Consider the following 13,507-nt stretch of genomic DNA (forward strand, 5'->3'; position numbering starts at 1 on the left):
AGAGTCTCGCTCACGCTGGATAAAAGTTGGGGGCAACGTCACCCTTATCACCCACCATTTTCCCTGCTTTTGATTTGGTTTGATGGCGGACCGGAAGAACCGGTCCCCCTGATGCTGTGCTGATAGTATTCAGAAAATAGCGTTGCTTTGCCTGCAATTGGGCACTTGCGCCCCACGCAGGCTTTGGCTAATCAGGCGCAGCGGGTGATTAGCTCAGTTGGTAGAGCGCTTCGTTTACACCGAAGATGTCGGGAGTTCGAGTCTCTCATCACCCACCAATCCTTACGTTTCAATGTGTTATCTGCCCCTGTCCCAGTGGCGCGCAAACCAGTCTGTGGTCGCAAAGAGGCACAGGCTGATGGCGGCCAGCACGATCAGGGCCGCGAACATCAGGTCGGTCTGGCCTCGCCCGTTGGACAGCAGTATCAGATGCCCTAAACCACGCGATGCGCCGACCCATTCGGCGATGATCACAGCAAACGGTGCCTGCACTGCGGCCAGACGCAAACCTGATCCCAAAGCGGGTAGCGCATGGGGTAGCTGCACCAGTATCAGCCGCTCTAACGGGCGGGCCTGCATCTGGTGGCACAGATCGTCCAATGCGCTGGGAAGGCGCATCAACCCGTCGAAGAAGGCGGAGGTAACCGGAAAATAGGTGATCAGGGCCACCATCACGATTTTGGACGGCGCGCCATAGCCCAGCCAGAGTGTGATGATCGGGGCCAGCGCAAAGACGGGTACAGCTTGGGCAAAGACCATCAAGGGGCGCAACAACAGCCTAGCGGCAGGCGACAAGGCAAGGTTCAGCGCGGACAGGATGCCCAATCCGATCCCCGTTGTCAGACCCATGGCCAGATTGGACAGGGTGAAGCCTGCTTGCCGGATCAACAAGGCCGCATTGTCCAGCAGCGCCGCGCCGACGCGGGCAGGTCCGGGCAGAATGAAATGCGGCACATCGGTGGCCCAGACGATCCCTTGCCAGAACGTCATGGCAAAAACCAGCGCCAGTGCTGCGCGGAAAATGCCAGTCATACCACTTGTCCCGTCAGGCGTTGGTACAGTGCGGCCTGCGTTTCAAGCGTGGCGGGGTCCGACAGGGCGCGCGGGGTCTGTGTGCTCGGCACGACGACGCCCTCCGCGCCCTGCGGTCCCAGCAGATAAGCGCGGTTGGCCATGCGGGCAGCCTCGAGCGGGTCATGGGTGATCAGGATCACGCAGCGCCCCCGCAATGTCTCGGCGGCCAGATCCTGCATCATGGCGCGGGTGGCGGCATCCAGTGCCGAGAATGGTTCGTCCAGGATGACCAGTGGGCGGTCCTCCATCAGGGTGCGGGCCAGTGCGACGCGCTGGCGCTGCCCTCCCGACAGCGTCGCGGGTTTGCGATGCGCCAGCCCCGCCAGTCCGATCCGGTCCAGCAATGTCATCGCGCGGGCGCGGTCCGGTCTGTGGCCGCGCAGTCTTGCGCCCAGCGTGATATTGCCCAGCACATCGGCCCATGGCAGCAACTGGTCGGACTGTGCCATCAGGGTTGCGCGCCCTTGAAGCGTTGCACCGTCGCTGGCGGTAACAAATCCGGTCAGATGCGCGGGGCAGGGCAGGCCCGCCAGCACACGGGCCAGCGTTGATTTGCCCACGCCGGAAGGCCCCAGCAGGACTGTCCAGCTTGCGGCCGGACAATCCAGAGCCAGCCCGCGCGCCAGTATGCGTGCGCCCAGCACCAGATCACCGGTTAGATGCACCGCCAAGGGCGTGGTCATGCGCGCGGGTCCGGTCGCAACGCCATGTCCCAGAACCCTGCCTCAAGCCGTGTGGCTGTGGCAAAGCGGTCCGACAACGCGGCGGCGCGTGGCAGATCAGGCCATTCCGGTCCCAGCCGCGCCTCTAGCGCGCTGTCGATCAGGGCGCCGGTATCGCGGCATAGCTGCTGGTATTCCTCACCGCCATAAGTGTCGCACCAATCGGCATAGGGGCCAGCCGATCCCGACAGCCTTGCCCCGATCTCGCCATAGCCCAGCACGCAAGGGGCCAAAGCCGCGAGCAAGTCCAGAAAATCACCGGAATACCCGGCCTCCAGCACGTAACGCGTATAGGCAAGGTTTGCTGCTGCCTCCGGCGTTGCCTCCAGCGCGGCGGGGGGTATGCCGGCCTTGCCGCATAGCCGGATATGGAGCGGCATTTCCACATGGACCAGCGCATGCAGGATGGCGCTGGCGGCTTGCATCTCGGACAGGGTTCCGGCCTTGGCGGCGGCAAGCGCCCAAGCGCGGGAGAAATGGATCAGAAAGACGTAATCCTGTCGCAGGTAATGCAGAAACGCGTCTCCTGGCAGGCGCCCATCGCCCAGTCCCGCGACAAAGGCGTGATGGGTATAGCTTCTCCAGTCAGGGGCCGCATCGCGCCAAAGTGCAAAAGCACGGCCATAGTCCGGCGCGTTCATTCCGTGGCCTCTTGCGTCACATCGACCACCAGATCGCGGGCTGCAATTCCGCCCGTTGTCGCACCTACGGCGGCTAGAAATGCCTCGAACCGCGCATAGCGGCCATGATCCACCGCTGCGGGGCGCGTGGCAAAGCGCGGCCAAGTATCGACCCATGCCAGCGCGTTCAGCTCCGTATCCAGCGCCGCATCGGTATCGCGGAAGATCTGCCACGCCTGTTCGGGCTGGTTGACGATGAAAAGCGCCGCCTGTTCCGTGGCCTGCAGGAACCGCGCCAGCGTTTCGCGCTCCATCCGCGCAGGATCGGCGACATAGATCAGCTCGTCATAGGCGGGAATCCCCTCGGCTTCGGGATAGAAGCAACGCCCCTCAAAGCCCTCCAGTGCCAGCTGGTTCAGTTCGAAATTGCGAAAGGCACCGATCACGGCATCGACCTGACCCGACATAAGCGCGGGGCTGATCGACCAGCCGATATTGATTTGCTCGACATCCGTCGGGGCCAGCGCGTGATGGGACAGCATCGCGTCCAGCATCACCTCCTGCACGCCCGCCACGGCAAAGCCGACCTTGCGGCCTGCCAGATCGGCCATGCTTTGCACCGGACCGTCCGCCAGAACGACCAGACAGGTCAGTGGCGTTTCCACCAGCGTGCCGACGCGCACCAGTGGCAACCCCGTATGGCGGCTCAGGTGCAGTTGTGGCTGATAGGAGACCGCCAGATCGACGCGGCCGGCCGCCACCATGCGCGGCGGATCATTGGGGTCGGATGGCGTGACAATTTCGACCTCCAGTCCGTGATCGGCAAAATAGCCCAACTCCTGCGCCAGAATGACCGGCCCGTGATCGGGGTTCACGAACCAGTCCAGCATCAAGGTCAGCTTGTCCTGCGCCTGTGCAGGCAGGGCAAGCGACAGGGATAGGGCAAGCGAGAGCAGAGGGGTTTTCATCATTATGGCCTTTCAGGGTCAGGTATCGGTCAGGTATCGGTCGGGGGGACCGCCAGAAGCGCGATTTTGCCATTCCAGCGGTTTTGCAAGGCAATGCCTGCGTGATGGGCGCGCAATCCTGTGCGGCAGGCAAAGACCACGCGGCGGGCGGTTGTGGGAGGTATCAGGGCTTGGGCCTGTGCCGCGTCCAGATGCAGGGCATCGGCGCGGAAGGGGTGTGCTTCCTCGGTGCGCAGGTCGATCAGCAGATCGTTGGGCATGACTTGTGCGGTCGATATAAACGGCAATATCCGGTCGGGTTCATGCGCTGCATCGAAGCGGAAGCCGCTGAAACGCCAGCACTTTACGTCGAAGCCGACCAATTGTCCGAGGGGTGAGGGGATGAGGTCCAACAAGACCGACAGACCCATCTGTGCCTGCAGCGCGCCGATCATGCCGACGACAGGTCCCATCACGCCTGCGGTGTCGCAGGTGGCTCCGCGTTCGGGCAGCTCGGGAAACAGCGCGCGCACGGATGGCCCGCCGCCGCAAAACCCGCCGACATAGCCCGACAGCGCCAGTGCCGAGGCGGCAATCAATGGCGTGCCCGCCGCCATGCAGCTGTCGGACAGGGTCAGGCTGGCCGCGAATGTATCGGCGCAATCCAGCACCAGATCTGCTTGTGCCACCAGATCCACCGCATTGACCGGATCAAGCCATGCTGTCACGGGCGTCAAGCGGACCTCGGGGTTCAACGCGGCCAGCACTTCTGCGGCGGACTCGGCCTTGAAGCTGCCCACCTGATCCATCCTGTACAGCGGCTGGCGGTGCAGGTTATGCGTGGCAATCCGGTCGCCATCCACCAGCGTGATCTGCCCCACGCCCGCGCCCGCCAGATATTGCAGCACAGGCACGCCCAGCCCCCCCGCACCCACCACCAGCACATGGGCTGCGCCAAGCCTTGCCTGACCTTGCGCGCCGATTTCGGGCAGGATCATCTGGCGGGCATAGCGGTTCATGCCGTTACCGCCAGCCAGTCGCGCATCCGGCTTTCGGGTTCGGGGTTCAGCGTGATATCCGTCACCGCCGCCACCGTATCGGCCCCCGCTTCCAGACAGGCGCGGCCCCGTTCCGGTGTCAGCCCGCCAATCGCACAGAGCGGGGTGCGACCTGCCAGCTTTTTCCACTCTGTCACCCGCTCCAGCCCCTGCTGATGCCATTTCATCTGCTTGAGGATCGTCGGATAAACCGGCCCCAAGGCGACATAATCGGGCGACAGCGCCAAGGCGCGGTCAAGCTCGGCGTGATCATGCGTAGACAGGCCCAGCTTAAGCCCCGCCCGCCGGATCGCAGCGATATCCGCCGTATCAAGGTCTTCCTGCCCCAGATGCAGCCAGTCGGCACCCTCGTCTATGGCGATCTGCCAGTGGTCATTCACCACCAGAGCCGCCCCATGCTGTCTTGTCAGCAAGATCCCTTTGCGGATCTCGGCGCGCAAGACCGCGCTGTGCATATCCTTCAGGCGCAATTGCACCAGCTTGACGCCCAAGGGCAGCGCCCGTTCCAGCCATGCGGTGCTGTCGAAGATCGGGTAGAAACGGGGCAGGATCATAGCCAGGCCTTTCCGATGACGGGGGTGGATGGCACTGCCATATCGCGCGGCGCCATCGGCCCCGCCGCACAGGCCAGCGCGCCTGCGCGCACCGCCAGACCGAAGCCTTCCGCCATCGCCACAGGGTCGGACGCCTGTGCCACGGCGGTATTCAGCAGCACTGCATCGAAACCCATCTCAAGCGCCGCCGCCGCATGGCTGGGCAGGCCGATCCCTGCATCCACGACCATGGGAATATCGGGAAAGGCCGCGCGCAGGGTACGCAAACCGTAGCGGTTGTTCAGCCCCAGACCCGAGCCGATGGGCGAGCCCCAAGGCATCAACACGCGGCAGCCCGCATCAACCAGACGCTGCGCCAGCACCTGATCTTCGGTCATGTAGGGGAAGACCTCGAAGCCCTCGGCGGCCAGTATTTCCGCAGCCTCCAGGGTGCCGAAAGGATCGGGTTGCAGCGTATCGGCATGGCCGATCACCTCAAGCTTGATCCAGTTGGTCCCGAACACCTCGCGCGCCATCCGCGCGGTCGTGACCGCCTCGCGCGCGGAATAGCATCCGGCGGTATTGGGCAGGACATGCACGCCCAAGCCCTTGATCATCTGCCAGAAAGCCTGCCCGCCACCGGTTTCACGCCGCAGCGATACTGTCGCCACTGACGCGCCGGAGGCACGAAACGCTGCCTCCATCACTGCAGGTGAGGGGTATTGGGCCGTGCCCAGCATCAAGGGGCTGTCCAATGCGACACCGTAGAAATCGCGCATCGCTCAGCCCCCCTGCATCGGGGCCAGCACTTCCAGACGGTCACCGTCTTTCAGCGCTTGCGCCGCTCTTGCAACGGCAGGCAGGAAGTCCCCGTTCAGCGCGGTTGCGACCTTCGCCTCGCCCCAACCCAGTTCAATCAGTGCGGCGGCGACGGTCGTGCCCGTAACATCCTGTGGCTCGCCATTCACTTCAATCCGCATGAAACAGGTCTCCTTTCCTGCCGGTTTCCAGAAAATCCACCGCCTGTCGCGCCAGCGCAGGGGCCATCAGATAGCCATGCCGGAAAAGCCCGTTCAGATGCAGCACGCGCCCCTGCTGCACCACGCGCGGCACGTGGTCGGCAAAGGCCGGACGCAGATCGGCACCGGTTTCGATCACCTGCGCTTCGGCAAAGGCGGGGTGGAGGGCATAGGCGGCGGATAGCAGTTCCAACAATGCCCGCGCCGTGACGGGGCCGCGCTGTTCGGATTCGATCTGGGTCGCGCCCAGCATGAAAACACCATCGCCGCGCGGCACGATGTAAAGCGGGTGGCGCGGATGAAGCAGTCGCACGGGACGTGATAGCGTAATCTCTGATGTCCGCAGCATGACCATCTCGCCGCGCACGCCGCGCAGACCGGACAAAGCGGGCGCGGCAGCAAAGCCCCGGCAATCCAGCACTGTGCCTTCGATATCATCCGGCGTAACCTCGGCCTGTTCGATCATGATGCCGCGCTCTGCCAATGCCGCTTGCAGACCGGCCAGTGCAAGGCGGGGTGTCAGATGCGCCTCGGTCTCGAAAAACAGCGCCTCACGCGCGGGTTGCGCCAGATCGGGCTCCAGCTTTGCCAGTGCCTCGCCTGTGATGCGCCGGTGGCCTGTTGTGCGCTGCGCGAAACGCTGCAGTTCGGCGCGGTCCCGTGCCAGTGTGACGACAAGCGAGCCCTTGTGCTGCACATGCGTCACCCCGGCCCAAGCAGCCGCGGCCTGCTGGCCATATGCGACCACGGCAGGTTCGGACAAGGCCCCTTCACAGAAAGGTGCCAGCATGCCACCTGCCCACCACGAACAGCCATGCGCTGCAGGGGCGCCAGCGCGGTCGATCAGGCGAGGGGTGATGCCGCGCTGCGACAGGGCATAGGCCGCCCAAAGCCCCGCCACGCCTGCGCCGATGATCGTGATATCAGACATGCGGCCAGACCTTGTGGAAATGATGGACCGGTCCATGACCATGGCCCACCGCCAAAGCATCCGCCGCCGCGATAGCACCTTGCAGATAGGCATGGGCGCCGCTGACGGAGGCCGCCAAGCCCATGCCTTGCGCCAGTCCCGCAGCGATGGCTGCCGACAGGGTGCAACCTGTGCCGTGCGTGTTGCGCGTGGCAATGCGGGGGGCGGTCAGGTGCAGCGCGCTGTCCGATGTCACCAGAAGGTCGGTGCAGTGATTGCCCGTCCCGTGCCCGCCTTTCATCAGCACCGCGCGCGGCCCCAATTCCAACAGCGCATGGGCCTGCTCCAGCATCGCGGCCTCGTCCTGTGCCATGGCGCAGCCCAGCAGCCGCGCCGCTTCGGGCAGGTTGGGGGTCAACAGGTCGGCCAGTGGTAACAGCACGGCTCGCAGGGTCGTCACAGCCTCTTCTGGCAGCAGCGCATCGCCTGATTTGGCCACCATGACGGGGTCCAGCACCACGGGCAGGTCCCGACCATGCAACCCTTCGGCCACCGTGCGGATCGCCGCGGCTCCGCCGATCATGCCCAGCTTGACCGCGCGAATATCCAGATCGTCGAAAACAGCGGCGATCTGTGCGGCGATCATCGCGGGGCTGGCCGGTTCCACCATCGTCACGGCGCGGGTGTTCTGTGCGGTCAATGCCGTGATCACGCTGGCGCCGAAGACGCCCAAGGCCGAGAACGTCTTGAGATCAGCCTGAATACCCGCGCCGCCCCCGCTGTCGGAGCCTGCGATTGTCAATGCGATGGCGCTCAAGCCGGTCTCTCCTTTAGCCAATGGATCAGCGGCGGAGAGAGACGGGCAAAGGGCTGGTGCCCTTGTCTGCGATACCGTTTCCTACGCCGGTATGACCCGGATCAGGTTCGATGGGTTGGCGTCACGCCTCTCAGCCCTTTCGGGCACCCCAACGGTTATGTCCCGAAGGCTAGGGCAGGAGGGCAGGCTGTGCAAGGGGGGATCTGTCATGCTAGGGCTGCGTCAAAACGAGGGGTCTGCATGAGCACGTGGTGGCATAGCGAAAGACTTGAGGCTGTGCTGTCCGCCTTGCGCGCGGCAGGTGCCGCAAGGGTGCTGGATCTGGGCTGCGGATCGGGTGACCTGATGCTGCCGCTACTGGATTTGCCGCAAACCCGTGCGATTGTCGGACTGGATCTTGACCGCACGGCGCTTGCACGGTGTCGCGCAAGTGTCGCGGCGCATCCGCGCGGGGCGATTGCAGAGGTGCGCGAAGCCTCGATGACAGAGGCGCATCCTGAACTGGCTGGCTATGACTGCGCCTGTCTGGTCGAGACGATCGAGCATTTGCCACTGTCTGCTTTGCCAGCGCTGGAAAAAGCCGTGTTCGGCGTGATGCACCCCACTTTGGTGCTGGTCACGACACCCAATGCCGAATTTAACGATCTTCTGGGGGTGCCGCGTACCAGGTTCCGCAGGCCGGACCATATGTTCGAATGGACGCGGGCGCAGTTTCGGGCATGGGCTGACGGGGTGACGCAAAGGACCGGCTACCGCGTCGCGCTTACCGATATCGCAGGCGCGCATCCCGATCTGGGCGGGGCCAGCCAATTGGCCGTATTCAAGAAGGGGTAGAGAGGGCGGTCCTTGCGCACGGAACAGCCACTTCAAGGGGCGGGCGACGCCCTATGCAAATCGCACTACGTCAGAAAAAGGGGGCTGCCAGCCCCCCTTTGATCACATCACTCCGCCGCGATCGCCGCATGTTCAGGTTCGATATCGTCGTCCTCGGCCTGTTCGATCAGGGCATGGTGCAGCACCTTGATCGTCTTTGCCATCTGTGACTTGTCGACCATCACCTGCATCTCGACGCGGCGCGTGCCCTGCTGCATCGCCAGCGGGTGAATGTCTGCGGCCTCAAGCGCGTTGAGCGACTGGCGCATCACGCCCAGCTTGGACAGATCGCTGCCGATCACCGAGACAAGCGCCAGATTGCGGGTCGTGATCTCGGCATTCGGGAATTTCTTTGCCAGATCGCTTTCGGCGCGGCGGATGGACTTCAGCGAACCGTCCAGCCAATGCGTGATGCAATTGGCGTTCGAGGTCTTGGACACGATCCATACATTATGCCGCGTCAGCGCATCCAGAATGGCTGCGTCATAGCCCTTGGCGCCGACCATATCAGGCTCGAACAACTCGAATGCGTAGACACCAAGACCTGTCACCATCTCGACCCGTCCGGCCTTGCCGCCTTCGGGTCCGATGAATGTGCCCGAATCTTCGGGCTCGAAAGCGTTCTTGACGCGCAGGGGAACATCCGCTTGACGCAGTATTTTGGCGGCGTTGGGGTGGATCGCCTCCATCCCCAGATTGGATAGCTGGTCCGCCACATCATAGGAGGTGCGCCCGATCTTGCGGACATTCTCCAGACCCACCAGCTTGGGATCGGCGCTGGACAGGTGGAATTCCTTGTGAATGATCGCTTCGGACGCGCCGGTCTGTGCTGCCAGATGGGCAAAGACCACCTCGGTATAGCCACGGTCATATTCGCGCATCAAGCCTTCGGCGCATTGCGCGTACCCTGTCACGATGGGCAGGTCGCTGTTCAGGTCCAGCCCTTCCAGCCCCTGCTTGATCCGGTTCGCCAGATCGGGCTGTGCATCATCGCGCCAGCCCGTCAGATCGACATAGCGCGCATTCACCCCGTTGCGGTTCAACAGCAAAGTGGTGACAAAGGCGGAATGCGCCTCGCCCAGACCTGACAGAAGCTCGCGCAGGGTCATCAGATGCGCCTCGATACGGAAATGCCCGTAAGAACACAGGCGCTGCAGGTCGATCATGCAGGCGCGCGCGCCCTCGATCCGGTCCTTGACGAAGGCATCGGCGCGTTGGCGGTCGCCGATATCGTCCAGAATGTCGGTGTGCAGGCGGATCATCTCGGCGCCCGTGGCGGTCAGCGCCTCGGACCAGCTTTCGTCATTATCGGCATCGGCAAACAGGGCGTAAACGCCCGACTGTCCGGATTTCTTGTGTTCCAGCAAACGGTTCGTCATGCCCCCAAAGGCCGACACCACAAAGATGCGGCCATAGGGATCATCACGCAGGTAAAGTGCGTCCAGCAATTCGGTGGCGCGGCTCATACAGGTGCCGCCGATCTTTTCAACGGTATGTGTCATGTCTGGCTGCGCCGGCCTGTCACAGCCGGTCGCCCTTTCATTTTGGTGCAAGTTCTTGATGTCGGGGCGGATCAGTCCGCCGCAGCGTAGGAGCCGTCGGCCTGATGGACTTCGTGGCCGGTCACCGGCGGGTTGAAGCAGCAGGCCAGCACCAGTTCCGATGTTGCGCGCAGCGTGTGCTTGTCATGCAGGTTCAGCGCATACATCACACCGGGTGTAATCTGGTGCACCTCACCAGTTGCTAGATCCTCGATCGACCCCTCGCCCGAGATGCAATAGACGCTTTCGAAATGGTTCTTGTAGTGGAAGGTATGCTCGCTGCCGCCCTCGATGGTCGTGATGTGGAACGAGAAACCCATGCCATCATCCGCCAGCAGCAAACGCACCGAGTTCCAGCGCTGATCGGCAACCTTGCGGTCGGTATTTTTCTCTTTGTTGAAGTCGCGTACGATCATGAATGGTTACTCCGCTGCAATTGTATGTGTCTGGGTCTGGTTGCGCGTCGCCGCTTCAAGGATATCCAGACCGGCCTCAAGCTGTTCCATCGGGATGGTCAGTGGTGCCAGTACCTTGACCACCTCGTCATGCGCGCCCGAAGTTTCGATGATCAACCCGTTCTCGAAGCAGTCGGCACAGATCGCCCCTGCCAGATCGCCCGAACGTACATCGACACCCTGCATCATGCCGCGCCCTTTCAGGGCAGACCCGGGCACCAGCGCCGCGATGCGGGTCAGGCGCTCGTTCAAAAGCTTCGCCTTTTCCTTGATCTGCGACTGGAAACTGTCATCGCTCCAGAACTTTTCGAGAGCGATACGCGCCGTCACGAACGCATGGTTGTTACCGCGGAAGGTGCCGTTATGCTCGGCCGGTTTCCAGATATCCAGATCGGGGCGGATCAGCAGGGCGGCAAAGGGAAGGCCCATGCCGGACAGCGATTTCGCCAGCGGAATCATATCGGGAACAACGCCCATTTCCTCGAAGGAGAAAAACGTGCCGGTCCGCCCGATGCCAGACTGGATGTCATCAAGGATCAGCAGCGCACCGTGCTTTTTGGCCAGCGCCGCGATGCCCTTGATCCACATGGCCGAGGCTGCGTTCAAACCGCCCTCACCCTGCACGGGCTCCAGCAGGAAAGCCGCAGGTGCGTCCATTCCGGATGACGGGTTTTCCAGCATCATCTCGATCTGGGCCAGCGTATCCACTTCCGGACCGAACGCACCTTCATAGGGCAGATGGGTGACGCCGGGGATCGGCATGCCCGCTCCGCCGCGCTTGCCAGCATTGCCGGTCGCGCCCAAAGCGCCCAGTGTCATGCCGTGAAAGCCGTTGGTGAAAGCGATGATGTTGTGGCGCCCTGTGACCTTGCGGGCCAGCTTCATGGCGGCCTCGACCGCATTGGTGCCGGTGGGACCGGTCATCATGATCCTGTGATCCATGCCACGCGGCTTGAGGATATGGGTCTCGAACGCCTCAAGAAAGGCGGTCTTGGCGTTTGTGTGCATGTCCAGACCATGGGTTACGCCATCGGCGGTGATGTGGTCGATCAGCGCCGCCTTCATATCCGCATCGTTGTGACCATAGTTGAGCGAGGAACAGCCCGCCAGAAAGTCGATATAGTCGCGGCCCGACGCATCCGTCATCGTCGCGTTCTGCGCCTTGACGAATTCGGTCGGAAAGCTGCGGCAATAGCTGCGTGCTGCGGATTCGCGACGGTCATAGATGCCGGAAACACCGGCTGTGTCGGTGTGTGTCATTTTATATACCTCTCAAGGTCTGAACTGGATGGGATCAGGCGGCGTGTTGCTGCGAGTGATCCTGCGGTGAAGCATGGGCAGAAGCCTGAACGGACCGCTGTGCTGCTTCGGAAAAGTCGATATTGACCAGATATTCGGTCGCGTGGGCGCCATCGAAATGTGCGCCGCGCTCGAAATGCGGTGCATGGGTCAGGGTGCCGCCGCGCTTGTTGGCAAAGGCACGGAACAGTGCCCAAGACGGCTTGTTGTCGCGGGTGATCGTGGTTTCGATCCGCGTTACCTCGGCCAGTTCGGGGCGATCAAACAGGGCGCGCAACATGCGACCTGCAAGACCAAGCCCACGTGCTTCGGGGCTGACAGCCACCTGCCAGACGAACAGCGCGTCGGGCTTTTCGGGCGGGATATGGCCCGAGATCCAGCCAACGATCTGGCCTTCGCGTTCTGCCAGAATGCAGGTATCCGCAAAGTGGTCGCATTGGATCAGGTTGAAATACATCGAATTCTCGTCCAGCGGCTTGCAGGTGCTGATCAGCTCCCAGACGTCCGATCCGTCTTCGACAGTCGGTTTACGCAAGCGGACATTCGGCCTGCGGGTCTTGGGCGTTGTGCTTGTGTCAGACATTGGTCCCTCATGTCGCTGTTTCATTCGGTATCCGAAACATATACTTTGGTTATCGAATTGCAACCCTTTTGGGCGTTTCGGTTAAAATTTGCAATTTTCCGCATAAAATACTAGTTATAACTCAGGTCGTCGAAGATTTTTCCTGAAAACGATGGAAAAATACTTTGATACGTGAAGTTAAAGGAGAAAAGATTATGCTTCGGCAGTCAAATGATTTTCTTGCAAGTCCCGTAGGACAGGCCCAGAATGGCACGCCGTCCACTTGGGGTATTGCCATGACCAGCCGTTCCGAATCCGCCTTGATCACCCTGCGCCGCATCATGCATGTGACCGATACGAACGCGCGCGCGCTGGCGCGACGCACGGGGCTGACACTGGCACAGATGATCGTGCTGGAAATCGTGGCCGAGGATGACCGCACCACCCCGAAGGAAATTGCCCGCCGCTCGGGCGTGTCACAGGCAACGATCACCTCGCTGATCGACAAACTGGAAGCGCGCGAATTGGTGACCCGCCGTCGCTCTGTTCAGGACCGCCGCTTGATTCGGGTCGCCGCGACCGAGGCGGGGCGCCGGTTGCTCGCCAATGCGCCAAACCCGCTTTATGCAGCTTTCAGTGCGAAATTCGAAGCCCTGCCGGAATGGGAACAGTTGATGCTGTTGGCTGGGCTGGAGCGTGTAGCGAACCTGATGAATGCCGACACGGTCGAGGCATTGCCCCATGCAGACGAGGCGCGCCCCGCGATCTAGGGTGCATATGCGGGCCGCCGCGACGCCGTTCCTTTGGATGCTATGCCGCGGACCAGTTCAAGATCACGGGGCGGGGCCTTTGCACGGGCAGGATGGTTGCATTCTATAGCTGTGACCGTGACGGCTCGCGGGTGTTATGGCATGCCCCAACGGGTAGTTTCGGAGCGCTGTCGCTTTTCGGTAAAACCTTGTTGACGGGGCGGGATGGACCGCATAAGACACCGCTCACGCTTGGGAGACCTGGCGGATAGCGAGCGGTTGTAGCTCAGTTGGTTAGAGTACCGGCCTGTCACGCCGGGGGTCGCGG

General features: G+C 62.4%; 16 protein-coding genes, 1 tRNA gene and 1 riboswitch. Of the genes, 3 read left to right on the plus strand and 14 right to left on the minus strand.

Features of this window, described 5'->3' with window-relative positions; genetic code table 11:
• Positions 1–202: 202 nt before the first annotated feature.
• Positions 203–278: transfer RNA gene (locus tag K7H22_RS17815), tRNA-Val, on the plus strand.
• Between the two features lie 19 nt (positions 279–297).
• Here the strand turns inward: K7H22_RS17815 and K7H22_RS17820 are convergent.
• Genes K7H22_RS17820 through thiD form a run of 10 tightly spaced genes read right to left on the minus strand, consistent with a single transcriptional unit; the run spans position 298 to position 7,700 of the window.
• The gene (locus K7H22_RS17820) at positions 298–1,032 is read right to left on the minus strand and encodes an ABC transporter permease (protein WP_230802200.1); all 735 of its coding nucleotides are present in this window, start codon (positions 1,030–1,032) and stop codon (positions 298–300) included.
• Positions 1,029–1,757, minus strand: coding sequence for an ABC transporter ATP-binding protein (locus K7H22_RS17825; RefSeq protein WP_230802201.1), 729 nt, complete (start codon positions 1,755–1,757; stop codon positions 1,029–1,031). The genes K7H22_RS17820 and K7H22_RS17825 overlap by 4 nt, the downstream gene beginning before the upstream one ends.
• A complete protein-coding gene (locus K7H22_RS17830; protein ID WP_230802202.1) occupies positions 1,754–2,437 on the minus strand; it encodes a TenA family protein in 684 nt (227 codons plus the stop codon). Before K7H22_RS17830 ends, K7H22_RS17825 begins: the two co-directional genes overlap by 4 nt.
• Positions 2,434–3,384: an ABC transporter substrate-binding protein gene (locus K7H22_RS17835; RefSeq protein WP_230802203.1), complete on the minus strand. Its 951-nt coding sequence runs from the start codon at positions 3,382–3,384 to the stop codon at positions 2,434–2,436. The genes K7H22_RS17830 and K7H22_RS17835 overlap by 4 nt, the downstream gene beginning before the upstream one ends.
• Before the next feature lie 29 nt (positions 3,385–3,413).
• On the minus strand, positions 3,414–4,382 hold the full coding sequence (locus K7H22_RS17840; protein ID WP_230802204.1) for a HesA/MoeB/ThiF family protein: 969 nt from the start codon (positions 4,380–4,382) through the stop codon (positions 3,414–3,416).
• Positions 4,379–4,975, minus strand: coding sequence for a thiamine phosphate synthase (locus K7H22_RS17845; RefSeq protein ID WP_230802205.1), 597 nt, complete (start codon positions 4,973–4,975; stop codon positions 4,379–4,381). The genes K7H22_RS17840 and K7H22_RS17845 overlap by 4 nt, the downstream gene beginning before the upstream one ends.
• Complete coding sequence (locus tag K7H22_RS17850; RefSeq protein WP_230802206.1) at positions 4,972–5,733, minus strand: thiazole synthase; 762 nt, start codon at positions 5,731–5,733, stop codon at positions 4,972–4,974. The genes K7H22_RS17845 and K7H22_RS17850 overlap by 4 nt, the downstream gene beginning before the upstream one ends.
• 3 nt (positions 5,734–5,736) lie before the next feature.
• Positions 5,737–5,934 (minus strand): sulfur carrier protein ThiS, encoded by a 198-nt coding sequence (thiS, locus tag K7H22_RS17855; protein ID WP_230802207.1) that lies wholly within the window; start codon positions 5,932–5,934, stop codon positions 5,737–5,739.
• Positions 5,924–6,904 (minus strand): FAD-dependent oxidoreductase, encoded by a 981-nt coding sequence (locus K7H22_RS17860; RefSeq protein WP_230802208.1) that lies wholly within the window; start codon positions 6,902–6,904, stop codon positions 5,924–5,926. The genes thiS and K7H22_RS17860 overlap by 11 nt, the downstream gene beginning before the upstream one ends.
• Positions 6,897–7,700: a bifunctional hydroxymethylpyrimidine kinase/phosphomethylpyrimidine kinase gene (thiD, locus tag K7H22_RS17865; RefSeq protein WP_230802209.1), complete on the minus strand. Its 804-nt coding sequence runs from the start codon at positions 7,698–7,700 to the stop codon at positions 6,897–6,899. Before thiD ends, K7H22_RS17860 begins: the two co-directional genes overlap by 8 nt.
• Positions 7,701–7,761: 61 nt before the next feature.
• A riboswitch (TPP riboswitch) is annotated at positions 7,762–7,861 on the minus strand.
• Between the two features lie 79 nt (positions 7,862–7,940).
• On the opposite strand from thiD, the gene K7H22_RS17870 reads away from it, so the two are divergent.
• Positions 7,941–8,534 carry a methyltransferase domain-containing protein gene (locus K7H22_RS17870; RefSeq protein ID WP_230802210.1) on the plus strand — a complete coding sequence of 198 codons (594 nt, stop codon included), beginning with the start codon at positions 7,941–7,943 and terminating at the stop codon, positions 8,532–8,534.
• Positions 8,535–8,641: 107 nt separating this feature from the next.
• Here the strand turns inward: K7H22_RS17870 and K7H22_RS17875 are convergent, their stop codons facing one another.
• The 4 genes from K7H22_RS17875 to ectA form a co-directional block, all read right to left on the minus strand.
• Complete coding sequence (locus K7H22_RS17875; RefSeq protein ID WP_230802211.1) at positions 8,642–10,075, minus strand: aspartate kinase; 1,434 nt, start codon at positions 10,073–10,075, stop codon at positions 8,642–8,644.
• 71 nt (positions 10,076–10,146) lie between these two features.
• The gene (locus K7H22_RS17880; RefSeq protein ID WP_230802212.1) at positions 10,147–10,530 is read right to left on the minus strand and encodes an ectoine synthase; all 384 of its coding nucleotides are present in this window, start codon (positions 10,528–10,530) and stop codon (positions 10,147–10,149) included.
• Positions 10,531–10,536: 6 nt separating this feature from the next.
• Positions 10,537–11,829, minus strand: coding sequence for a diaminobutyrate--2-oxoglutarate transaminase (gene ectB, locus K7H22_RS17885; RefSeq protein ID WP_230802213.1), 1,293 nt, complete (start codon positions 11,827–11,829; stop codon positions 10,537–10,539).
• A gap of 34 nt (positions 11,830–11,863) precedes the next feature.
• Complete coding sequence (ectA, locus tag K7H22_RS17890; protein ID WP_230802214.1) at positions 11,864–12,451, minus strand: diaminobutyrate acetyltransferase; 588 nt, start codon at positions 12,449–12,451, stop codon at positions 11,864–11,866.
• 194 nt (positions 12,452–12,645) lie between these two features.
• On the opposite strand from ectA, the gene K7H22_RS17895 reads away from it, so the two are divergent.
• Positions 12,646–13,200 (plus strand): MarR family winged helix-turn-helix transcriptional regulator, encoded by a 555-nt coding sequence (locus K7H22_RS17895; RefSeq protein WP_230802215.1) that lies wholly within the window; start codon positions 12,646–12,648, stop codon positions 13,198–13,200.
• The last annotated feature ends 307 nt before the right edge of the window (positions 13,201–13,507 follow it).

The organism is Seohaeicola saemankumensis, from assembly GCF_021021435.1.
Classification (GTDB): domain Bacteria; phylum Pseudomonadota; class Alphaproteobacteria; order Rhodobacterales; family Rhodobacteraceae; genus Seohaeicola.

Bases quoted from the DNA above. Each gene is read 5' to 3' on its own strand.
- K7H22_RS17835 (WP_230802203.1), bottom strand. From the start codon at position 3,384: ATGAAAACCCCTCTGCTCTCGCTTGCCCTATCCCTGTCGCTTGCCCTG.
- K7H22_RS17860 (WP_230802208.1), bottom strand. From the start codon at position 6,904: ATGTCTGATATCACGATCATCGGCGCAGGCGTGGCGGGGCTTTGGGCG.
- K7H22_RS17870 (WP_230802210.1), top strand. From the start codon at position 7,941: ATGAGCACGTGGTGGCATAGCGAAAGACTTGAGGCTGTGCTGTCCGCC.
- thiS (WP_230802207.1), bottom strand. From the start codon at position 5,934: ATGCGGATTGAAGTGAATGGCGAGCCACAGGATGTTACGGGCACGACC.
- K7H22_RS17850 (WP_230802206.1), bottom strand. From the start codon at position 5,733: ATGCGCGATTTCTACGGTGTCGCATTGGACAGCCCCTTGATGCTGGGC.
- K7H22_RS17895 (WP_230802215.1), top strand. From the start codon at position 12,646: ATGCTTCGGCAGTCAAATGATTTTCTTGCAAGTCCCGTAGGACAGGCC.
- ectA (WP_230802214.1), bottom strand. From the start codon at position 12,451: ATGTCTGACACAAGCACAACGCCCAAGACCCGCAGGCCGAATGTCCGC.
- K7H22_RS17880 (WP_230802212.1), bottom strand. From the start codon at position 10,530: ATGATCGTACGCGACTTCAACAAAGAGAAAAATACCGACCGCAAGGTT.
- K7H22_RS17820 (WP_230802200.1), bottom strand. From the start codon at position 1,032: ATGACTGGCATTTTCCGCGCAGCACTGGCGCTGGTTTTTGCCATGACG.
- K7H22_RS17830 (WP_230802202.1), bottom strand. From the start codon at position 2,437: ATGAACGCGCCGGACTATGGCCGTGCTTTTGCACTTTGGCGCGATGCG.
- K7H22_RS17840 (WP_230802204.1), bottom strand. From the start codon at position 4,382: ATGAACCGCTATGCCCGCCAGATGATCCTGCCCGAAATCGGCGCGCAA.
- K7H22_RS17825 (WP_230802201.1), bottom strand. From the start codon at position 1,757: ATGACCACGCCCTTGGCGGTGCATCTAACCGGTGATCTGGTGCTGGGC.
- K7H22_RS17875 (WP_230802211.1), bottom strand. From the start codon at position 10,075: ATGACACATACCGTTGAAAAGATCGGCGGCACCTGTATGAGCCGCGCC.
- ectB (WP_230802213.1), bottom strand. From the start codon at position 11,829: ATGACACACACCGACACAGCCGGTGTTTCCGGCATCTATGACCGTCGC.
- K7H22_RS17845 (WP_230802205.1), bottom strand. From the start codon at position 4,975: ATGATCCTGCCCCGTTTCTACCCGATCTTCGACAGCACCGCATGGCTG.